The sequence below is a fragment of the Thalassospira sp. A40-3 genome, from assembly GCF_015871485.1.
In the GTDB taxonomy this organism is placed as follows: Bacteria; Pseudomonadota; Alphaproteobacteria; order Rhodospirillales; family Thalassospiraceae; genus Thalassospira; species Thalassospira tepidiphila.
On record NZ_CP065428.1, the window covers coordinates 3929559 to 3952325 of the forward strand.

General features: G+C 56.1%; 16 protein-coding genes. 8 read left to right on the forward strand and 8 right to left on the reverse strand.

The genetic code is table 11. The annotated features are described in order from the left end of the window. Positions 1-213 precede the first annotated feature (213 nt). The 3 genes from IT893_RS18150 (at position 214) to IT893_RS18160 (ending at position 5341) form a co-directional block, all read left to right on the forward strand. Positions 214-1452 (forward strand): ammonium transporter, encoded by a 1239-nt coding sequence (locus IT893_RS18150; RefSeq protein WP_197147744.1) that lies wholly within the window; start codon positions 214-216, stop codon positions 1450-1452. A 200-nt stretch (positions 1453-1652) separates the two neighbouring features. Next, positions 1653-2843: an aminotransferase class I/II-fold pyridoxal phosphate-dependent enzyme gene (locus IT893_RS18155; protein ID WP_197146197.1), complete on the forward strand. Its 1191-nt coding sequence runs from the start codon at positions 1653-1655 to the stop codon at positions 2841-2843. Positions 2844-2896: 53 nt separating this feature from the next. Next, a complete protein-coding gene (locus tag IT893_RS18160) occupies positions 2897-5341 on the forward strand; it encodes a DNA translocase FtsK (RefSeq protein ID WP_197146198.1) in 2445 nt (814 codons plus the stop codon). Between the two features lie 80 nt (positions 5342-5421). On the opposite strand, the gene trxA is transcribed toward IT893_RS18160, so the two are convergent. From trxA to tsaE, 6 genes are all read right to left on the reverse strand, one after another. Then, on the reverse strand, positions 5422-5742 hold the full coding sequence (gene trxA, locus IT893_RS18165; RefSeq protein WP_008888557.1) for a thioredoxin TrxA: 321 nt from the start codon (positions 5740-5742) through the stop codon (positions 5422-5424). A 162-nt stretch (positions 5743-5904) separates the two neighbouring features. Further along, a complete protein-coding gene (gene addA / locus IT893_RS18170) occupies positions 5905-9369 on the reverse strand; it encodes a double-strand break repair helicase AddA (RefSeq protein WP_197146199.1) in 3465 nt (1154 codons plus the stop codon). Then, positions 9366-12527 carry a double-strand break repair protein AddB gene (addB, locus tag IT893_RS18175; RefSeq protein ID WP_197146200.1) on the reverse strand — a complete coding sequence of 1054 codons (3162 nt, stop codon included), beginning with the start codon at positions 12525-12527 and terminating at the stop codon, positions 9366-9368. Before addB ends, addA begins: the two co-directional genes overlap by 4 nt. After that, positions 12527-13288, reverse strand: a complete 762-nt coding sequence (locus IT893_RS18180) for a nucleotidyltransferase family protein (RefSeq protein WP_197146201.1) — start codon at positions 13286-13288, stop codon at positions 12527-12529. Before IT893_RS18180 ends, addB begins: the two co-directional genes overlap by 1 nt. Further along, positions 13285-14409, reverse strand: coding sequence for an aminoglycoside phosphotransferase family protein (locus IT893_RS18185; protein ID WP_197146202.1), 1125 nt, complete (start codon positions 14407-14409; stop codon positions 13285-13287). The genes IT893_RS18180 and IT893_RS18185 overlap by 4 nt, the downstream gene beginning before the upstream one ends. Next, entirely contained in the window at positions 14406-14882 is a 477-nt protein-coding gene (gene tsaE / locus IT893_RS18190; RefSeq protein ID WP_197146203.1) for a tRNA (adenosine(37)-N6)-threonylcarbamoyltransferase complex ATPase subunit type 1 TsaE, read from the reverse strand. Before tsaE ends, IT893_RS18185 begins: the two co-directional genes overlap by 4 nt. A gap of 241 nt (positions 14883-15123) precedes the next feature. Between tsaE and IT893_RS18195 the strand changes: the two genes are divergently transcribed. The 3 genes from IT893_RS18195 to IT893_RS18205 all read left to right on the forward strand — a co-directional run bounded on the left by IT893_RS18195 (position 15124) and on the right by IT893_RS18205 (position 17026). Next, positions 15124-16146, forward strand: a complete 1023-nt coding sequence (locus tag IT893_RS18195) for an NAD(P)/FAD-dependent oxidoreductase (protein WP_008888563.1) — start codon at positions 15124-15126, stop codon at positions 16144-16146. A gap of 36 nt (positions 16147-16182) precedes the next feature. After that, positions 16183-16581 carry a GFA family protein gene (locus IT893_RS18200; protein WP_197146204.1) on the forward strand — a complete coding sequence of 133 codons (399 nt, stop codon included), beginning with the start codon at positions 16183-16185 and terminating at the stop codon, positions 16579-16581. A gap of 217 nt (positions 16582-16798) precedes the next feature. After that, complete coding sequence (locus IT893_RS18205) at positions 16799-17026, forward strand: hypothetical protein (protein WP_197146205.1); 228 nt, start codon at positions 16799-16801, stop codon at positions 17024-17026. A 76-nt stretch (positions 17027-17102) separates the two neighbouring features. Here IT893_RS18205 and IT893_RS18210 read toward each other — a convergent pair whose 3' ends face one another. Together IT893_RS18210 and lepA are read right to left on the reverse strand one after the other, a co-directional pair. Then, positions 17103-17567: a heme-degrading domain-containing protein gene (locus tag IT893_RS18210; protein ID WP_197146206.1), complete on the reverse strand. Its 465-nt coding sequence runs from the start codon at positions 17565-17567 to the stop codon at positions 17103-17105. Positions 17568-17698: 131 nt separating this feature from the next. After that, positions 17699-19504: a translation elongation factor 4 gene (gene lepA, locus IT893_RS18215; RefSeq protein WP_064780089.1), complete on the reverse strand. Its 1806-nt coding sequence runs from the start codon at positions 19502-19504 to the stop codon at positions 17699-17701. Positions 19505-20037: 533 nt separating this feature from the next. Between lepA and IT893_RS18220 the strand changes: the two genes are divergently transcribed. Further along, on the forward strand, positions 20038-22113 hold the full coding sequence (locus IT893_RS18220) for an ATP-binding protein (protein WP_197146207.1): 2076 nt from the start codon (positions 20038-20040) through the stop codon (positions 22111-22113). Between the two features lie 100 nt (positions 22114-22213). Further along, the gene (locus tag IT893_RS18225) at positions 22214-22687 is read left to right on the forward strand and encodes a hypothetical protein (protein ID WP_197146208.1); all 474 of its coding nucleotides are present in this window, start codon (positions 22214-22216) and stop codon (positions 22685-22687) included. Positions 22688-22767 lie beyond the last annotated feature (80 nt).

The following is a 22767-nucleotide window of genomic DNA, read 5'->3' on the forward strand; positions in this document are numbered from 1 at the left end:
TGATCACTTGGAAGGCAAAGGCGTTTTTTGCCCCTAAAACCGAATGCCTCACCCCGACAGTCAAATACCGAGCAACAGCCTTGGCATTTTACGCTTTGCTGCCCGGTTTTGCGGCATTGGCACGAAAATTGATCTTGGCTGCCCCGAACCAGAGTCCGGCTGCCCCGACAAGACCGGACCGAGAGGAAACGCTATTTGAAAAGGGGACGCCTTATGGGGGCCTTCCAGACTGCCTCGGACGTATTTTTCGTCCTGATGGGCGCTATTATGGTGCTCGCGATGCACGCCGGTTTTGCCTTTCTTGAAGTCGGCACGGTTCGCAAAAAGAATCAGGTTAACGCACTGGTTAAGATCATTGTTGATTTCGCTGTTTCGACCATTGCCTATTTCCTTGTCGGCTACAGCGTTGCATATGGCGTTGATTTCTTTGCCAATGCTGGCGTTCTGAGCGGTCAGATCACCCCCGAAAACAGCCCAGCCTTTGCTGATAGCGGCTATGATCTGGTCAAATTCTTCTTCCTTTTGACGTTTGCAGCTGCGATCCCGGCCATTATTTCTGGCGGTATTGCAGAACGCGCGCGTTTCTATCCGCAGCTGTTTGCCACCGCTATTCTGGTGGGTGTTTGCTATCCCCTGTTTGAAGGCATGGTCTGGAACAACAATTTCGGTTTCCAGGACATGATCGAAGCCACTTTTGGCGCACCGTTCCATGATTTTGCCGGTTCCATCGTCGTTCATGCCGTTGGCGGCTGGATCGCCCTTGGTGCTGTGATCAATCTCGGCGTTCGTCGCGGGCGATACACCAAAACCGGTGGCCTCGTCGGTATTCCGCCGTCAAACATTCCCTTCCTGGCTTTGGGGTCTTGGGTTCTTTGTGTTGGCTGGTTTGGCTTTAACGTCATGTCCGCACAATCAATAAGCGGTATTACCGGACTGGTTGCGGTTAACTCGCTGATGGCGATGGTCGGCGGCATTCTGACGGCATTGATTGCCGGTCGAAATGATCCCGGTTTTGTCCATAACGGCGCACTTGCCGGACTGGTTGCCGTTTGCGCCGGATCAGATGTCATGCATCCGTTGGGTGCACTTGTGACCGGCGGTCTTGCCGGTGCGCTGTTTGTCTGGGGCTTTAATCAGTGTCAGGCAAAATGGAAAATCGATGATGTCCTCGGCGTTTGGCCGCTGCACGGCATGTGCGGTCTTCTTGGCGGGATTGCCTGTGGCATCTTTGGCCTTGAGGCCCTTGGCGGTATGGGCGGCGTTTCGTTCAGCGCACAGCTGGCAGGGTCGCTGATTGGTGTCGTTTTTGCGACCGTGGTCGGCTTTGTTGTCTATGGCGCCCTAAAAGCCACCATTGGCATCCGTCTGTCCGAAGAAGCCGAGTTTGATGGTGCGGATATCTCGATCCACAACATCGGCGCATATCCAGAGGACGATCTCCGCGCGAGCTAGGTTGCGCGACCAGCAACAGAGTTAATACTCTTTCAAGCCCGGAAAGCGCATCTTTCCGGGCTTTTTGCGTTGGCTTACCCGTGCTCTTAAATGTTTCTTTGCACTTTTGGCATAGGGGTAAAGTCAGGGGATTTTACCCATCTTCCGAATAACGGGACCGCGAACGGCGGACCACAGATCATGCTGGATTGACGACGACCATGTTTAACGCGCGCCTGGATCAATTGCCTGCCTATCCGTTTCCGCGATTGGCAACCCTGCTTGACGGGATCGAACCCGGTCAGCCGCCGCTTGTTATGTCGATCGGCGAGCCACAGCACGAACCGCCCGCCATGATCACCGAGGCAATGGTCAAACATGCCAGCCTTTGGCACAAATACCCGCCCGGCACCGGTACGCCGGAATTGCGCGACGCCATCAAAAACTGGCTTGATCGCCGCTATAACCTGCCCAAAGACATGATCGACCGTGATGATCACGTCCTGCCGGTCGCAGGCACGCGCGAGGCACTTTATCTGATTGCCACCACCGTCATTCCACAGGATCAACCGGGTCCTAAACCCAAGGTCTTGCTGCCCAACCCGTTCTATCAGGTCTATTGCGGCGCAGCGGTTTTGAATGACGCGGAAATGGTGCCGCTGGCAGCAGAGCCGGAAAACGGGTTCCTGCCCGATCTTGATCAGATTGATGCCAAGGATCTTGATGCCTGCGCGCTGTTCTTCCTTTGCTCGCCGGCCAACCCGCAAGGGGCGATTGCATCACGTGCGTACCTCGAACAGATCATTGCATTGGCGCGCAAGCATGACTTCGTGCTGGCCATGGATGAGTGCTATGCCGATATCTATGACAGCACCGCACCGACCGGCGCGCTTGAAATCTGTACCGCACAGGGTGGAAACATGGACAATATTCTTGTCTTCCACAGTCTTTCGAAACGATCCAGTGCGCCGGGTTTGCGTTCAGGCTTCGTTGCCGGTGATGCAAAGATCATCAAACGCTTTACCGCACTGCGCAGCTATTGCTCGGCCACCATTCCGATGCCGGTCATGGCCGCATCCACCGCACTTTGGAACGATGATGCCCATGCGGAGGCCAACCGGGATATCTATCGAGCCAAAATCGACATCGCCGAGGAAGTCTTTGGCAACCGGTTTGGCTTCTATCGCCCGCCCGGCGGATTTTTCCTGTGGCTTGATGTCGGCGATGATGAGGCCGCCACCCGAAAAATCTGGAAAGAATCCGGGGTAAAGGTCATTCCGGGCAGTTACCTGTCATTGACCGATGCCAATGGCGACAATCCGGGCAAACGGTTCATCCGCATTGCCTTGGTGCATGATCTTGAAACCACGCGGGAAGGACTGACCCGCATCGCTAAGGCATTGGAAAGCTAAACCGACGCTTCGCCCGACCAGAACAGCAGGACTTAACCAGAACGGATACCCAGATGAGCAGCCAGTCAAACACTCTTGGAACCGCATTCATGCCCGGCAGTCTCGTGACACTGCTCAAGCGCAGTGGTTTGCGGTTTTGCGGCCTGGGGCTGGTATTGCTGGCCATGGCCCTGTTCATCATGCTGATCGGTTTTCATCCCGGCGACCCATCGTTTAACCATGCCACGGACCGCACGACGATTTTTAATCCGTTGGGGATTGTCGGGGCCTATGGCGCGGATTTGATGCTGCGGACCCTTGGTCTGGCATCCGCACTGATTACCGTTTTGCTTGTCGCCTGGGGCCTGCGCCTGATTGCGGTCAAACCGTTCCGTTGGATGTGGGCACGTTTCCTTGTCTTGCCGCTGGCACTGCTTCTTGTCGCGGTTTCGGCAGCCGCCATTCAGCCGGGCATGCATTGGCCGCTGACGGTTGGTCTGGGCGGCTTTGCCGGTGATTTGCTGCTGGGCAAGCTTCAGGCCGGTTTTGCGATGATTGGGGTTCCCGGCGCACGGGCCCTGATCGCATTGGCATCCATGATGCTTGGTCTGGCACTGACGATCTTTTGTATGGCCTATTCCCTGTCTGAATGGGGACGGTTGGGCACGGCGCTGTCCTTTGCCGGCGGCAAGGTGATTGCAGGCATTCGTGCCATTATCCCGACTGGCAGCAACGATGAGCCGCTTGCCAAGCGTGCCCCGGGCTCGCGTCAGGAACCGTCGATGGACACAGGCAAGTCCAAGCTTGGCACGGCCATTTCAACCCGGAAATCTGAACCGGATGTTGCCGCGGATGATTATGACGAGTTTGACGACGATGACGATCACGAACCGCCGGTTCATATTGTCGCCGCGCCAGCCGCCAAGCTGCAACCAAGCCAGAAGGCCGCAGCGCAGCGTCAGGCATCGTTTGATCTGGGCTCGGATGAGTATCGTTTCCCACCGCTTGATCTGCTTGGTGAACCTGATCCGGCCGATGCCAACCAGATCGATCAGGAAGCCTTGGCACAGAATGCCCGTTTGCTTGAAACCGTGCTTCAGGACTTTGGCGTTAAGGGCGAGATCGTTCAGGTTCGCCCGGGCCCGGTTGTCACCCTTTATGAGCTCGAGCCCGCCGCAGGCGTCAAATCATCGCGCGTGATTGGCCTGGCAGATGATATTGCGCGTTCCATGAGTGCGATTGCCGCCCGTGTTGCCGTGGTGCCCGGACGCAACGTCATCGGGATCGAACTGCCAAACTCGCGCCGTGAAACCGTTCATCTGCATGAAATTCTGGCATCGAGTGATTTTGAAAAGAATACCGGCAAGCTCAATATGAGCCTCGGTAAGGATATCGGCGGCACACCGGTAATTGCCGATCTGTCCAAAATGCCGCACTTGCTGATTGCCGGTACCACCGGTTCGGGTAAATCGGTGGGTGTGAACGCGATGATCCTGTCATTGCTCTATCGCCTAAAGCCTGAAGAATGCCGCTTCATCATGATCGATCCCAAGATGCTTGAATTGTCGATCTATGACGGCATTCCGCATCTTCTGACCCCGGTCGTGACCGACCCGCACAAGGCGGTTGTTGCCCTGAAATGGGCCGTGCGCGAGATGGAAGACCGTTATCGCGCCATGAGCCAGGTCGGTGTGCGTAACATTGCGGGCTATAACAAACGCATCAAGGAAGCCGCCGCCAAGGGCGAACAGCTTACCCGACGTGTTCAGACCGGCTTTGATCCGGAAACCGGCAAACCGATCTTTGAAGATCAGGAACTGCCGATGGAGCCGCTGCCATTTATCGTCATCATCGTCGACGAAATGGCCGACCTGATGCTGGTTGCCGGCAAGGATGTTGAGGCCTCGATCCAGCGATTGGCACAGATGGCCCGTGCGGCTGGTCTGCACCTGATCATGGCGACCCAGCGTCCGTCAGTCGACGTGATCACCGGTACGATCAAGGCCAACTTCCCGACGCGTATTTCCTATTCCGTGACCTCGAAAATCGACTCGCGCACCATTCTGGGTGAAATGGGCGCCGAGCAGCTTTTGGGTCAGGGGGATATGCTTTACATGGGTCAGGGCGGCCGTTTGCAGCGTGTCCACGGCCCGTTTGTTTCCGATGAAGAAGTCGAAAGCATCGTCAAGCATCTGCGCGATCAGGGCGACCCGGCCTATCTTGAAACCGTTACCGAAGAACCCGAAGAAGACCCGGTCGCGGCCTATATGGCCGGTGGCAATGCCGGGGCTGGTGGGGGCGGATCAGATGATGATCTCTACAATCAGGCAGTTGGTATTGTCCTTCGCGAGAAGAAGGCATCGACCAGCTTCATCCAACGCAAGCTTTCAATCGGCTATAACCGCGCAGCCCGCATTATCGAGCAGATGGAAGAAAACGGCGTCGTTTCGGCCGCCAACCATGTCGGCAAGCGTGAAGTGCTTATGGAAAATATGGATGGGACCCCATACGAGTATTAGGGAAGCGTGCTTTAAACCGGGCAAAGAAAAAGGCGGGCTGAAATTCAGCCCGCCTTTTTAATTCAATGATCCGATGAAGATCAGATCGACTGGTTGATCCAGTCGACAAGAGCGCTTTTCGGAAGTGCGCCGACTTTCATCGCAGCGACTTCACCACCCTTGAAGATCATCAGGGTCGGGATGCCACGAACACCGTATTTCGCCGGGGTGTTCGGGTTTTCATCGATATTCACCTTGGCGATCTTGAGCTTGCCGCCCAGTTCACCGGCGATTTCATCGAGATATGGGGCAATCTGTTTGCACGGACCGCACCACTCAGCCCAGAAATCGACCAAAACCGGGTCGTTGGAACCCAGAACGTCGGTATCGAACGAACCGTCGGAAACTTTAATCGTGGTCATACTTTCAGATCCTAGTTGTTACGAGGCAAGGCGGGCGAACCCGCAAACCTCGATCCGCTTTATGAGGCCAAGGTAGGCAGCACTGACGCAAACGTCAAGCGCATTGGGCGATCCGCGCGAAAGCGATCTGCGTCAAAGCAGGCGTTCTGCAGAGTCGGTTCCCTAACCAAATGTCAGAATGTGATCGGGCAACTCTACCATCCACGGTCCATTGGTCCAGAGAATGAAACACCTGACCTTTTTGCCGGGATACATTTGCGCCAAGGCCGCACGATAGATCGACATCTGGCGACGATAGGCACGCGGCGTGTCTTCGACATCGCGGGGCGGCGGACGGTTGGTTTTGTAATCGACAATCATCACTTCATCGTCGCGAACGACAAGCCGGTCAATCTGGGCCGAAACCACATCCCCGCCGACAATGCCGACAAGCGGCACCTCTGCCCGGGATCCGGGCGCAAAGACCGGGGCAAAGGCCGGATTATCGAAAATACCCAGCGTTTCATTGGCGATTTCAACCTGGAGATCGGGATCAAGCGCATGAACCGGTTGGGCAAGGAAGCGTTCGGCTGCCTTCAGGCGGGCCTGCTCCGGCAGATCTGGCAACAGTTCCAAAAGCTTATGGATCAGAAGACCACGTTTGAAGCTTTGTCCCTGATCGCCACCCAGCGGTGATTGAACAGCCGGTTCGTCTTCAAGCGGCCGACTGGGCGCCAGTGGCTTGGGCGGGAAGGATTCTTCTGGCGCAACGGCCCGAATTAACTGGCGTTTTATAGATTGTTTTGAATCCGAAATATCATCGGCGCGGTCCGGTTTGGGCGCCTGACTTTGATCGGTTTCCCAGACCCAGCCTTCCCCTTCCCATCCTGATCCGGAATAGGTCGAAAGATCAATCTGCGCCGGTTTGGCGTAGCCTTCCATCGCTTGGCTACACAGATTGTACCAGCAATGCTCTGGCGCCTTGCGCCGCCCCTGCCAGCCACAAATGTAAAGCCGGTCTTCGGCGCGTGTCAGGGCGACATACAGCAGGCGGTTATATTCCTGATCGCGTTTAAGTGCGATGTCATCGCGCAGGCGGGCAACAAGATCGGTTTCAAGCGCCACACGCGGCAACCAGAACATCAGATTGCGGTCTTCCTGCCAGAACAGGTTCGGGGCCTGTGTCGGCACCTGCATGGTATCGGGCAGGAACACAATGGGGGCCTGAAGCCCCTTGGCACCATGCACGGTCATGATGCGGACTTCATCACGCCCGCTTTGTTCAAGGTCACGCTTGATCTCGGCATCGCCCGCCATCAGCCAGTGCAGGAAGCCCTGAAGCGTCGGAGCATGATCAGCTTCATAGCCCATCGCGAGGTTGAGGAATTCGTCAATGGGGTCGTTGGCCTCGATCCCCAGACGACCAACCAGACGGGCACGGACTCCACGCGCTTCCTCCCCGCGACCGCCCAGCAATTCGGCATAAAGTTCAAACGGGCGTTCGTAATCAACCCGGCCCAGCCACTTGAACAGGAAGGCATAGGCGCGCGCAAACGGTGATCCGTCTTCAACCAAAGCCGCCTTTTCACGCAGCGCATGCCAAAGAGTTCTGGGGCGGTTATGGGCAATTTCAAACAACTGATCGTCATCAAGACCGATCAGCGGACTTTTAAGCACCTCGGCCAGTGTCAGGTCATCTTCGGGCATTAACAGGAACCGCCCGAACGCCACCAGATCCATCACCGCAAGCTGATCGGTGATCTGCATGCGGTCGACCCCGGCGACGGGAACGTTGCGTTCCTTAAGTGCCTTGACGACCTCATCGACAAAGGCGGTACGCCGCCGCACAAGGATCATGAAGTCACCTGCGCGCACCGGACGGCCACGCGATGTCAGGATTTCCTTTTCATCAATCGCATGACGGATGCGCCCGGCAATGACGCGGGCAAGGCGGATTTCCGGATCTTCAAGGCGGACAATGCGGATCGGTGGTGTCCAGGGGTCTTCGGGTGCGCGCTCTTCGGGCTCGACGGCCGGCCAAAGTTCAATCCGCCCGGCCTGCCCGACCCGAAACGGGCTGTGAAGCACATCAGCACCATCATCGCCTACACCCTGCTTGGCGACCGGACCGGCAAAGACACGATCCACCGTGCCCAGAACGGCATCGGTGGATCGGAACGAGATGTTCATCGGTACTTCACGCCAGTCGGCGGCGATTTCACGCGCCCGTTCGCGGAAGTAGCGGCGCATTTCGGCGAATTTTTCGGGATCGGCGCGCTGGAAGCTATAGATCGATTGTTTGGCATCGCCGACGGCAAAGATTGTACGCGGCTTATCGGCATGGCGCCCGGCATCGATAAAGAATTCCTCGGCCAGAATACGCACAACTTCCCACTGTTCGGGGTTGGTATCCTGCGCCTCGTCAATCAGGACGTGATCAAGGCCCTCGTCCAGTTTGAACAACACCCAGCCGGCAATCCCGGCCTGGCGTTGCAAAAGCTGCAAACTGGTCAAGATCAGGTCATCATAATCAAGGCGGGCATGCAGGGCCTTTTTGGTGGCATAGCGATCAAGCATCGCATTGCCGATGGTGATTAGCGCCGATGTCGCCCCGGCCATTGCGGCGGCCTTGCGTTGGCGGTCGACCTCGACCAGACGCGCGCATTCCTGTTCAAGCGCATCGGCCCCCATCGGGTGATTTTCTGCTGCCCCCTTGGTGATCAGTTTGGCGCGCGGTTCACCCGCCGTGGTGAAGAAGACGCTGCGATATTCGCTAAACACCGCCAGACGGTCTTCGACATTCGTCTTTTCAAGAAATTGCGCCAATGCCGGCACGCGTGCGGTATCGGTTTTGGTTCCGGCCTCGAGCGCTGCCAACCCGCGCATCAAGCCATCGCGATCAAAGGCATCATCGGAAAGGGCCTTGGTCAGGATGGTTTCATCATCAAGTCCGACCGGCACACCAAGCGCCTTATAGACCGCATCACGCATGCGATTGGCCCCGCCCAGATTGGCTAGCATGCGCTTCAGGCGACCACGTTCGCGGGCAAGCTCGCTCATGACCTCACCAAAGGCACCTTCGCGGACTTGACCGGTGACGACAGACAGGGCATGGGCGAGATCATCATCGCGTCCGGTTCGGGCGAATGCCAGAACCTCTTCCTGCACATCGGCCATGGTTTCAGCGGCCGTGCGATCATCCATGATTTCAAAATGCGGCGCCAGACCGGCTTCCAGCGGGAAACGGCGCAACAGCGACTGACAGAAGGCATGAATGGTCTGGATCTTCATACCGCCCGGCGCATCCAGCACACGGGCAAAAAGCTGGCGCGCGCGGATGGTTTCATCGGCACTCGGTGCTGCACCGGCAAGGTTGGCGAGATCGGCCTGAAGGTCGCGATCCTCCATGGTGGCCCACAGACCCAATCGTTCATTCACACGGTTGGCCATTTCCGCCGCCGCGGCCTTGGTAAAGGTCAGACACAGGATACGATGTGGCTCGGTGCCCGAAAGCATCAGGCGCAAGACGCGATCTGACAGCACCTTGGTCTTGCCCGCGCCTGCCGAAGCCGACACCCAGACCGATGCTGTCGGATCGGATGCATTGCGTTGCAGGACGTTGGGATCAGTTCCGCGCATGTCGGTCATGATATATCCCCTTCACCAACATCCTGTTTTTCATCGATGTTAGCGCTATCATCCACATCCTCGCTGCCCATCCATTCACGCAGGCGGGCAAGATGGACATAGTCGGAATATTTCGGCGCGTGATCGGGATGCGGCACACTGAGATAGGGCGTTGCAGGATCGGCAAAGGCGGCGGCCAGACCATTCACACCCTCCACCGCCGCATGGGCAAGTTCCGCTGGCGTGGTTTTCATCCGGCCTGTGTTGATTTCAACGATCTCACCTGCCGGGTCCCCGCCCGAAAGCTTCCAAAATGCCATGCTGGCCGGGGGACCTGCGGGCACATCGCCAAAACCGCCCTTTTCGGCGATGGCGGCTTCAAGGGGTAATTGCGGGGCAAAGCCGTTGGCAACATCGCCCTGACTGGGTGGTGCGCCGGTTTTATAATCAATGATCGCAATCCCGCCATCGCGCAGCTGATCAATGCGGTCGGCACGGGCATAGACCTGAAAACCGCTGCTGGTATCAAGGGTTCCGGATTGTTCGGTATAGGATTTGCGCACCGCATCGCGCCGCGCTGCTTCGGTCTGGATGAACCATTTGGCGATGCGCTCGAACCGTGGCCACCAGAAGGCCCAAAGACCGGGACGTGCCGCAAGCGGTTCGAACACTTCGCGACCAATGATCAGCAATTCATGTTCGCCATCCGGTGGCAAATGTTCGGGATGGCGGGCAATGAACTGATCAAGGGCGTCGTGAATCAGGTTGCCGTAATCCGCGGCACCGGGATCTTCGTCGATCCCGTCAAGCTTGCGCAGGCCAAGGATATGACGGGCATAGATAGCGTAAGGATCACGCATCCACGTTTCGATCTGGGTCACCGACAGGCGATCCGGCCTCGCCGATGCAGGCGGTTTGGGGGCCGGGCGTCCGATCTTGATCCGCATGCTTGAGGCCGGTTCATCAATAAGATCAGCCAACGCACGCCACTCGGCCGCATCGGGCTTTTCCATCGACACGCCCGATTTGCGTAGAATGTTTTCAATCCGTAACAACCAGCGTGACGGCACGGTTGGCGTGCCTTCGATACGCAGCGCACGGGTCATCACCACGTCGGGCGAACAAAACAGTTGCTGAAAATCATGGGCCGATTGCCCGACCCGGTGTTCGGGGGCGGGCAAGCCGAAATTACGGCGCATCGGGCGGCTCATCCACGGATCGGCACCGGCTTCGGGCGGCCAGACACCTTCATTAAGCCCGCCAAGTATGGTCAGATCGGCCTGCTGCATCTGGGCTTCGACCGTGCCCCAGATAAACAGGCGCGGATGTTTACCGTAGCGCGGACGCACCGCGCGATCCGCCATAAGGGCATCAAGAAACGCGCTATACCGATTGCCCGGCATCGGCGCAAAATCCGTCAGCGCATTCAGCAATTCATGGACGAAATCCGCCAATGCCTCGCCCGCTTCGCCGCGCCACAGGCGATCCGCGCCGGTTTGGGTATCACTGGCCGCCAGTGCCTCAGCCGCCGTAACATGACTGCGCAGCAGATGAACTGGCGCGTGCGTTTTATCGCTGGTCAGATCATCAATCGGATCAAGGCAGGTTTTAATGCGGGCGACCAGATCACTAAGGCGCGCATGATCATCGCGGATGCGTTCAATCCGGCCAATGGCGCTGTTTGCCCCGGATGTGCTGAGGCGGGCGACCGTATCCTCGCACCAGCCATCAAGAGCCGTTTGCAACCCATCCAGCCCCGGACCCGGACGCGCACCGCGCAGGACTTCCTTTTCCAGAAGGCGGGTCAGGACGCGGAATTTCTCCGGTGACAGACCCGCCGCCGAGAGCGGATGTTTCAGAAGTTCCAGCAATGGGACAGGCGCAAATTCCTCCTGCACGGCACGCACCACAAGGCGCAGATAAATCGCCGGTGCGGTGTCATGCAGCGGGATACCGGCCGAGTCATCAATTTCGACCTCCCACCGACGCAGTTCGGTGGCGACACGCCGGGCAAGGCCGCGATCCGGGGTGACCAGCGCGCAGGTTTTTTCGGGATGCTCCAGCGCCTCGCGCATCATAAGGGCAATCGTGGTTGCCTCTTCACGCGCACCCGAACAATCCACACGCAAAACGCCATCCATCACATCCGGGATAAATCCGGTGATGTGACGCCAGTGATGGGTGGTCTTGGCCGGTCGTAACGCTTCGCGGGCCAGACGTCGGCGCTCAATCGTGGCATCGTTTTCGGGATCAAGGGCGGGCCAAGGCAGAACACTGTCAGCATGACGTCCGATATGGCCGAGAGTCTTGCCCAGAAGATGTTGTGGATGGGCGGCATCATCGGCAATCGCCGCCCAGTCTTCGTGGCTAAGCCCTGTCATAAGGCCGGGCAAAACCACACGGCCCTGCGGCATTCTAAGCACCGCCGCCATCAAATCGCGCAAGGCGGGGAACGGGCCGGTTGAGCCGACAATCAGCACCGGCGTTTCTGGCGGGTTTTCTTCCCATAGATCAATCTGTGCGGCAATCAGGGCATTGCGCCGCATGGCACGGTCACTGACATCCTGAGAAGCCAAAATACCTGGCCAGTGAATGGTCAGGATTTGCAGGAATTCAAGGGTGAGCTGCCAGTGTTCGGCGAATTCTTCGGGGACCAGGCCCTTAAGATCGTCAAAGGCGCAGTTTTCAGTTTGCACCTGATCCAGAAAGCGTGCGAGTTCGCCGGCAAGACGGGCGGCCTGATCGGCAGTTGGTTTTTCACCGCGATGATCGGGGCGGCCCATGATCAGCTGGGTTAACAGCAATTTGCGCTGCAGATCGGGGATGGCGGGCGGCAGATCAAGGGCGGCCTGTTCACCACCCGCACCATAAATCGCCAATTCATCCTCATCCGCCTCGCCCAAGGGACGAATGGTCGGAAGCAGGGTCACCGCGCCTTGCGACTGCCGCAAAAAGGCATCGCGCATCACCTTGGCGGATCGGCGATTGGGCACCATCAGGACATAGTCGGGCAATGTATCTGGCTGATCGGCGGTTTCCGCCATCAGTTGTTTGGCGATCAAATCGGCAAAGGCAACGCCGGGCGGAATGAAAAACAGGTTTGAGGGCGGCGTTGCCTCCCCCGCGAAGGAAGCTTCGTCATATTCGGGCGCGTCCATGTAATCAAACAGGTCGGCCATCAAACTCCCCCGGATGCGGCTTTCTTGGTACGCTCAGTTTCAAGCGCCTTTGCGATGACGGGTTTGGACTTCTTGAGCGCCTCTGGCGTGCCGATATGGAAATATCCGCCATCATGTACCAGACCATAACACCGACCAGCGGCAAGCGCCTTGTCATAAACGACATTCAGTGACCAGGCGCCATCGGGCGTATCTTCAAACAGGTGCGGTGCCAATATTTGCACCCCGGTAAAAAAATACGGGGCCTCGGGTGCTTCACCGCGCCGTTTCAGCCGCCCATCCACCTGCCAAAAGAAATCCCCTGCCCCATCATAGCCATAGCCATCTGCCACCGGATAGAGGGCCAGAAGCGCATCCATGTGATCGGGGTCAAAGGCATTGATCAGGCGATCAAACAGCGGTTCTGCCCCCTCGGTCCAAAAAACATCGGCATTGGCAATCAGGACCGCGTCTTCGGCGAGTTTCGAGAGCGCATTTTTTACCCCGCCGCCGGTTTCAAGCAGGTCTTCCTCGGGCGAGGTGATGATGGTGGGTGCAGTTCTGGTGGCGACATGATCAATGATCTGTTGCCCAAGATAATGGGAATTGACCACCGCCTGCGTGACACCGGCGTTTGCCAGTTTATCAAGCACATGATCAAGCATCGGCTTACCCACGACCGATATCAACGGCTTTGGCATGATATCGGTGATCGGGCGCATGCGTTTGCCAAGCCCAGCTGCCAGAACCATGGCCTGTGCCTTTGCGTTTGGTGCGCTCATGATTGTGCCTCTTTGCCTGACAGGTTCTGGGTTTTGCCGATTGCCGGGGCGCTGCGCGCATCGGACGGAATATGGACATCCACCCAATCCTGAAGGGCTGGCAGTTTTTCTGCCGCCCCGCGCAGGATTATGTCCCAGCAGCGCGGGATGTATTCGAAATAGCGCGTCTTTCCGGCCTTGATCGCAAGCCAGCCAAACCGGCCAAGGATGCGGAAATTGCGTAGCATAGAGGTCGCGATATAAGCCGTTTCGAAATCAGAACGATCGATGTTGGAGAACGCAGCGAGATAGAATTCCTTCATCCGCGCTTCAAGGTCCGGGCCGATATCATGGCGCACATCGCGCAGAAGCGACGCCAGATCATAGGGCCGCGGCGCAATCGCCGCGTCCTGAAAATCAATGATGCCGCAATCATCGCCGCCATCACCATTTTCAACCAGCATCAGGTTATCAACGTGATAATCACGGTGAATGATCACCTCACCCACCTGCCAGCAAAGTGGCAGCACGATTTCAAGAAGCTGATCAAAGGCGATGCTTGCCGCATCACGCTTGGCCGCGTCCGGGATGATGAGTGGCAAGTAATCGGCCTTGAAGCTGGCCAGCATCCGGCGCAGGTTTTCCGGGCCATAGCGCACCAGACCGCAATCATTCATCCCGCCCCCGTCGCAGAAGCGATGCAGGGTGATCAGCTGTTCGATAGCACGCAGATAAAGCGTATCCTGCGTTGTGCCATCCAGCATCGCACTGCCCATGAGCGCCTCGGTAAAGGTGATGTCACCAAAATCCTCGATCAGGACCAAGCCGCGCTTTTCATCCGCCTCATAGATTTCGGGTACCCGCCAACCGGCCTGTTTGAACAGATTTGTGGTTTTCAGAACTGGTGAAACAGAGGCCGGACGTTCGGGATTGTCATAAATGCCATGCGGATCGACATGAATGGCCGTCGGCGGAAAATCCATCAGAAGGGCGGTGTCATGGCGCCGTTCAAGGCGGAAATATTTCCGCGCCGAGGCATCATCGACAAGTGGCATGACCTGCGCGGTCTGCCAGCCACAGGTGACGAGAAAATCCTGCCGTTCAGCGTTGCGGCGTTCCTGATCGGGGCTTGCGCGGTTCATGACGGGCTTACCACCAGATCATTGATCCGTGCATCCCAGTCTTCACCATGCGGCTCAAGCTTGAACACACGGCCATCAGGGCTCGATCCGGGTTCGACATGAATATCAAGACGATTTTCCGGGGTCAGATATTCCAACCGATCCGGCCATTCGATCAGGCTGACGGCATCGGAAAAGGCGTCCTCGATATCAAGTTCGTGGACTTCTTCGGGATCAGACAAGCGATACAGGTCAAAATGCCAGACCGGCACACGATCAAGTTCATAGATCTGAACCAGTGTGAAAGTCGGACTGGGGACTTCTTCGTTCGGGTTATCGGCCACCGCGCGAATGAAGGCACGGCAAAACGCACTTTTGCCCATGCCGAGTGTCCCATGCATCAAAATCACGTCCCCTGCCCTGGCAACAGCGGCAAGTTTGGCGGCAAGGGCTTCGGTCCCGTTCTGATCGCTGACAGTGACTGTCCTGGTCATGATGTCCGTCTTTTGAATGGCTCTTGCCTTCTGTTTTAGGGGGTTGATGCGGCACTTCGCAATGATTTTGCGAAGCCGATTGGGACGTGTGGTTCAAATCACGGCGCAAACCCGGAAAAAGGCCGGTTTACATTGCGATATCGTGTTCCAGATGCTATCTGGCTGCATAAGAAATCCCGCACACCGCCGGGCTTGGGGGCAGCCCCCTACCCAAATTTGATTTTATTTGGATGGAATAAGTATGTCAGACGCATCGCATAGCACAGATATTGCCATTATTGGCGCAGGCCCGGTCGGGCTTTTTGCGGTTTTCGAAGCCGGTATGCTGGGGCTTAAATCCCATGTGATTGACGCGCTTGATATGGTCGGCGGCCAGTGCAGCGCACTTTATCCGGAAAAGCCGATTTTCGACATTCCGGCCCATCCGCAAATTGCCGGTCAGGATCTTATTCACGAGCTTGCCAAACAGGCTGACCCGTTCGAGCCGACCTATCATCTGGGTCAGCAGGTCACCAAGCTTGAGAAACGCGATGATGGCCGTTTCACGCTGGTCACCACGAAGGGCACGGTCATTGATGCTGGTGCGGTTGTGATTGCGGCTGGTTGCGGTGCCTTTGGCCCGAACAAACCGCCGATGGATGGCCTTGAAGAGTATGAAGGATCGGGTGGTGTTCAGTATTACGTCAAACGTCGTGCCGACTTCGCTGGCAAGAACGTCGTGATTGCCGGTGGCGGTGACTCGGCTGTCGACTGGGCCCTGTCGCTTCATGACATCGCCGCGAAGGTGATGGTGGTTCATCGTCGCCCGAAATTCCGTGCGGCCCCTGACAGCAGTGCAAAACTGCAGGCGCTCGCCGAGGCGGGCAAGATCGAGATGGTCATCCCCTATCAGCTTAAGGGGCTTAAGGGTGAAAATGGCATCCTGTCGCACGTGGTTGTCGCGACGCTCAAGGGCGAAGAGCGCGAGCTTGAAGCCGATCACCTTCTGCCGTTCTTTGGCCTTGCCATGGAACTCGGTCCGATTGCCGATTGGGGCCTTAATCTTGAGAAAAACCATATCGGCGTGAAACAGGCGACGATGGAAACATCCGTCCCCGGCATCTTTGCCATCGGCGATATCGCGACCTATGAGCACAAGCTTAAACTGATCCTGTCGGGCTTTGCCGAAGGTGCAAGTGCGATCCATGCTGCACGCGCCTATATGTTCCCGGACAAGGAATTCCATTTCGAATATTCGACCACGACGGGTGTTCCGAACGAATAACCCGACATTTGGTCAAAGTTTTCAAGGAAGCGCACCATGGCCACAAAACATCCCGAACATCCTGGGGGTTGTCTTTGTGGCGCGGTGCGCTTTGTTGCGTCCGGGGAGCCGATTGGCGGCAATCACTGCCATTGCGGCATGTGTCGCAAGGATAGCGGTTCGGGTGTTTCGACCTTTGTCGCGTTCCCGACCAATGCCATCACATGGGATGGCAAGCCGCGCGAATATGAAAGCTCGCCTGGCAAATATCGCGGATTTTGCCCAACATGCGGATCGAGCATCACCTGGTGCAAGGGCGATGATGACAGCTTCATCGATTTCCGATTGGGCACCTTTGATGACCCACGCCCGTTCAAGGCCAAAAAGCATCTTTGGATGAGCTCGGCACTGCCGAGCTTTGCTGTCATTGATCCGGAGATCGAGCATTTCGATTAAGCGCGACGATCCCTGGCCCTTTTTAAAGTACTGAAGCTTGTTCCTGCCAAACTGGTGACATCACAGGTACCGGACAAAAGAAACTTGTCTCTGGCCCTCGGGGCTCAATCATGACAGGCTGCAAAATTCTACCAAGAGTAGAATTCGCACAGATCATCATCAGGGGAACGAAATGAGCGACCAGAATGAGGGCGACCAACCGAACAGCCGCTGAAAGATGAATATGCGCAAACTGATGCTGTTTGGTTCAGGTACGCTTCTGCTTGGCACGTTACTGATGATGGTGACATTCCAAACCACCTTTCAGATGATGATGCATGGACGCTCTGCTGGCAGCTTCATCATTGTCATTGGTACAGCCGTTGCGATCGGCCTTTTGGTCGCCGGTTCGACCATCATATCAAAATGGGTATCCCGCAAGGTTGAGGCTATTCTCGAGGAGTAAGCCTGGCCTCTTGCGCGGCTTCGCCGTTTGACGTCAAGTATCTCACAAATATAGCGTCTAGAAGTTCGGCTGTGTCTTAGAGCTTCACCGACACGCCAAGGTGCTCGGCCAAAACGCTCACGATCATGCCGTGATCTTCGTGCGATGCGAGTCCGGATACTGTAATCGCGCCAATCACGCCGACACCGGCGACACGGACCGGGAAGCTGCCGCCGTGATCGGCATAGTCGGCAAAATCGATCCCATGATCGGCAAGGGTTTTGCCCTTGGCTTTCAGTTCCGCACCAAAAAGCATCGAGCTTTGATGTTCGCGCAGCACCAGATTGCTTTTGCGGCGCGCCCACGCATCATTTGCCGGTTTCGCACCGGCAAGGGATGCGTGAAACAGGGTACGGTCCGGGGTGCGGATATTGACCGCGACCGGGGCATTTTTCGCCTGCGCGACGCCCACCAACTTGGAGCCGATTGACCAGGCGGTGTCTTCATCAAAGCGGTCAAACACCAGAATTTCTTCCTGCTTGGCGAGCAATTCCAGATCCATCGGGGCCTCCTTGGGCAATTGGTTGGGCTGCGTCCATCCATAGCGCAGCAGGTTAGCCTCTGAAAACAGCAAAGAAAAAAGGCTGCATCAACAATGTGATACAGCCTTTGTTTAGAAATCGTAATTTCGACTTACTTGTCGTCGCCCATCTTGAGCGCGTTAATAAAGGCCGATTGCGGAATTTCGACCTTGCCGAACTGACGCATCTTTTTCTTACCGGCCTTCTGTTTTTCAAGAAGCTTACGCTTACGCGAAACGTCACCGCCGTAACATTTTGCCGTCACGTCTTTGCGCAGCGCCGATACGGTTTCACGGGCAATCACCTTGCCACCAATGGCGGCCTGAATGGCGATGCGGAACATCTGGCGCGGGATCAGGTCCTTAAGACGCTTACAAATCTCACGACCGCGATATTCAGCCGCCGAACGGTGCACCATCAGGGCCAGTGCATCGACCGGCTCTTCGTTCACAAGGATGGAAACCTTGACCAGATCGCTTTCATCGTAACCCGCGATCTCGTAATCGAAGCTGGCATAGCCGCGAGAAATCGACTTCAGACGGTCATAGAAATCAAACACCACTTCGTTGAGTGGCAGTTTATAAACCGCCATCGCGCGGTTACCAACATAGGTCAGGTCAAGCTGAACACCACGGCGTTCGGTGCAAAGGGTCAGGATACCGCCAAGATATTCGTCCGGCACCATGATCGATGCCTTGATCCATGGTTCTTCAATGGCCTTGATCTTGGTAACGTCCGGGAAATCAGCCGGGTTATGCAACAGGATTTCTTCGCCCTTGCTCAGCGTGATCTTGTAGGACACCGACGGTGCAGTGGTGATCAGATCAAGCTCGAACTCGCGCTCAAGACGTTCCTGAATGATTTCAAGGTGCAAAAGACCCAGGAAACCACAACGGAAACCAAGACCAAGTGCGGTCGAGTTTTCCGGTTCGAACTGGAAGGACGCGTCATTGAGATGCAGCTTTTCAAGCGCATCGCGCAGCACTTCATATTCACTGGTATCAACCGGGAAAATACCACAGAACACAACCGGGATGGACGGCTTAAAGCCGGCCAGCGGCTTGGCGCAGGGGCGTTTTTCCTCGGTAATCGTGTCACCGACTTCACATTCGGCCACGGTTTTCATACCGCAGTTGATAAAGCCGATTTCACCCGGCCCCATTTCATCAATCGCAAGCGGCTTTGGCGTGAACACACCAACGCGTTCGATCTGATGGGTGACCTTGGCGTTCATGAAGCGGACTTTCTGACCCTTTTTCAGGGTGCCTTCCTTCACGCGGACCAGAATCATCACACCGAGATAGGTGTCATACCAGCTATCAACCAGAAGCACTTCAAGCGGTGCGTTCGCATCACCTGTCGGCGCCGGAAGACGGTGCACCAGTGCTTCAAGCACGTCAGGCACGCCCAAGCCGGTTTTGGCCGAGATCATCACAGCATCAGACGCATCGATGCCAATCACTTCTTCGATCTGTTCCTTGACCTGATCGGGTTCGGCTGCTGGAAGGTCAACCTTGTTCAGGACCGGTACGATTTCGTGATTGTTTTCAATCGCCTGATAGACGTTGGCGAGGGTCTGGGCTTCCACACCCTGTGCGGCATCAACCACCAGAAGCGACCCTTCGCAGGCCGCGAGAGAGCGTGACACTTCATAGGCAAAGTCAACGTGACCCGGCGTGTCCATCAGGTTGAGCGTATATTCCTGCCCATCCTTGGCGGTGTATTTCAGTCGCACGGCCTGGGATTTGATGGTGATGCCACGTTCACGTTCGATATCCATCGAATCGAGAACCTGATCGGCCATTTCACGTTCGGTCAGGCCACCGGTCAACTGGATCAAGCGGTCGGCCAGGGTCGATTTACCGTGGTCGATATGGGCGATGATCGAAAAGTTACGAATGTTCTTAAGGTCAGTCATTTTTGGCTGCTTCTGGCACTAAAATTGGCTGGCATTTCGCCGCGTGGCACATTGTTTCGAAACGGTGTGATCACCAGATACCCGGTTGATACATAACGCGCAAATCGCATTCTTTCCAATATCCCCTGCCCCGTCAGCCAGCCAATTTCGGCAGCGACATCAGGCCTTATCGCATCACGGATGCGAAGGGCATGATCGGAAAAACCTGCATTGCGTGATCATTGCATCGTTCGGGAAATCGGTTCTGATATATCCCGGATCAATCACCAGCGGGTTTATAGGGGTTTTTGCACGGAATTAGAAGCGTTGTGTTATGTTCACGGCGTCTGTGAAGAACCCGCAGTCTGGCACGGCCATCACATGTCGGAACGTGATCACATTAAGGGCCTTGGTCACGAGATGTCGGGTGCATCACAAAACAGGCCTTTAACGCTTACATTCATTTGTTTGCATCCTTTTCAACCGCGCGAAAAGGTCTTAAATTTCAAGGTTGAGGAAACCATAACTCTGTCTGGCAGGGGCACGCCAATAACATGTTCATAATGTCAATCGAGCCATCCCTGTCCCGGCGCAGTCTTGTCAAGCTCCGCAAACGGCTTGCCGCCTTGACGCTGACGGGTGTGTTTGTCCTTCTGTTTTCCTTCTTTTTCATTCAGAAAACGCTTTATGACAGCGCGGTCGAGCACGCCAGTGCCCAACTTGAAGCAACCGCCTTTCGGTTGGGATCGATGTTGTTGCTTCATAATGATGTCGACCTGCAAAAGATCGTGGCGGACAATTCCGACATTACCGTTGGGCTGCTTGATAACCAGCTTAACCAGATCAAGGGCTTTATCCCGCCGCATCTGATCGGCGATCTGGGCGACTATATCAGCACCCAACAAACTGATCGCGATTCCCTGGTCTGTGTTCACAGCAGCGAAGTCATGGTTCTGGCTTATAGCAAACTGCCACAAATCGACCGGATCGTGGTGGCCTATACGCCGCGCAGCGCGCTTTTGAATAACTGGCGCGATGCTTTTATCCTGCATGCGCTGATGTTTGTCATGGCGATGACCATTCTTTGTGGCCTGGCGGTCTGGTTATGGCATCGCCTCAAACGACAGCACATGCGTGCTGCCCATCTTGCCGAACATTTCAGCGACACGGAAAATACCCTGGCGGAATGCGGCTGTGCCGTGATCAGCTGGCCGGTGGAGACCACCGACGGAAAACTGACAGCGCAACTGAACTGGCCGGAAATCCTTGGTCCGACAGCCGAAAACATCGAACCAACCATGACGGATTTTCTTGACCGGTTGTCATCGGAATCCCGCACAAAGCTTCGCGGACCGCTGATTGACAATGTCTGGCAGGATGCCCGGATTGGCACCATGGTCGATATCCACACTGCCAAAAACCAGATGCAGCGTTTCTATCTGATGGCGCATCGCTATAGCGAAGACAATCGGGAATTTATTTCGGTTTTGCTTCTGGAAACTGCGGCCCAACAGGAACTGTGCCATCCGTTTGAAACCTACCTTCGCCATACGCCGGAACCGGCCATTGTGGTCAATCAGGACGGCATCCTTAAGGGGTTTAGCCCTGCCTTGGAAGAGCTGATGGGGTTGCCGGTGCATGACATCGTCAACAAACCTTTCTTTATGCTGTTTGTTCCCGAGGACCAACAAACCGCGATGACGGCGATGCGCCAGAAAAACGGTACTGCGACGATCAGTGATGGCAAATCAATCCTGCGCGTACTCGACCGCAAGGGCAATGTTCGCTGGCTGGCGTGGCATTGCGTGGGCCCGTTTGACGAGATGATCTTTTGCAGCGCGCGTGATGTGACGGAGTTTGTCGAAAATGCCAACAAGCTGCGCGATACACTTGATCAGCTCAAGCGCAGCAACGAAGACCTCGAACAATTTGCCTATGTGGCGTCCCACGATCTGCAGCAGCCGCTGCGCATGGTTGCCAGCTATACGCAACTTCTCAAGCAGCGTTACAGTGGCAGCCTCGATCAGGAAGCCGATGAATATATCGATTTTGCCGTCGATGGTGCCAAGCGCATGCACAAGCTGATCAGCCACCTGCTTGAATATGCCAAGACCGGAACGCGCGAAGATTTCGCACCGATTGACTGCAATCAGGTGCTCAACGAGGCGCAAGCGGACCTCAAGGACGTGATTGGCCGTGAACATGCCACCATCACCCATGACGATCTTCCGACGGTCAAAGGTGACCGGATTGCCCTGTCGCGGCTGTTCCAGAACCTTTTATCCAATGCCATCAAGTATCGCCGACCCGGCGTATCACCGCATATATCCATCACGGTCGAACCAGACCCGGTGATGCGCGACTATTGGCGTTTTTCGGTCCGCGATAACGGCATTGGCATTCACCCCGAGCATGCACAACGGATTTTCCGCCTGTTCCAGCGCCTGCATAAGGACGAGTTTTCCGGAACGGGACTTGGCCTGTCTCTGTGCCGCAAGATCGTTGAACAGCATGGCGGCCGCATCTGGCTTGATACCAGCCGACCGCTCAGTGACCCGGGCACGACCATCATCTTTACGCTTCGGGTTTACCACGCCGAGGCATCACGCATTGGGCAAAACAATCCTTAAACGTCTCAGCACATGGGAGCATGGCAAGCATATTGCTTGAGACTGAGAGTTAGACGGGCAGACAGGTAAAAGCTGCCCTGTGCCTGTTATGGAGCGTTAGATGTTCAAAACCATGATCCTGTCCCGCCCTGTATTCAAATCTGTTCCGGTGATGCTGGGCCTTTTGGCGCTCAGCGCATGTGGATCGGATATGCGCACCATGAATGACAGCCACATGCAGAAACTGGCTTATTACTTCGCCGAACATGAACCGGGCGAACCGCTGCCGCGGGGTTGGCGCCGGCTGGATGGGGCAGAAATCAATTACCGTTTTGCAAACGAAACATATGCCGTCTATTCAATTGACGAGGACGAGCAGATTCTGGTCATGCATCTTTATGACGATGGTACAGGTCGACTGGAAGCCGATGATGATCGTGAACGTTGTGAATGGAACAGCATGGTCGATCAGCTGACCATCGAATGCGACGACACCGATATGGAATGGCATGTCTTTACCAATGGGCCGGATCTGATCGCGCTTGATCTGGATGAGGACGAATACGCCATCCTGCGCAAACGCCCCGGTCGGTAAATTTGACCGATACCCCAAAAACAAAACGGGCTGCACCAATGTTGGGCAGCCCGTTTTTATTTCGTATCTTTGGCGAAAGA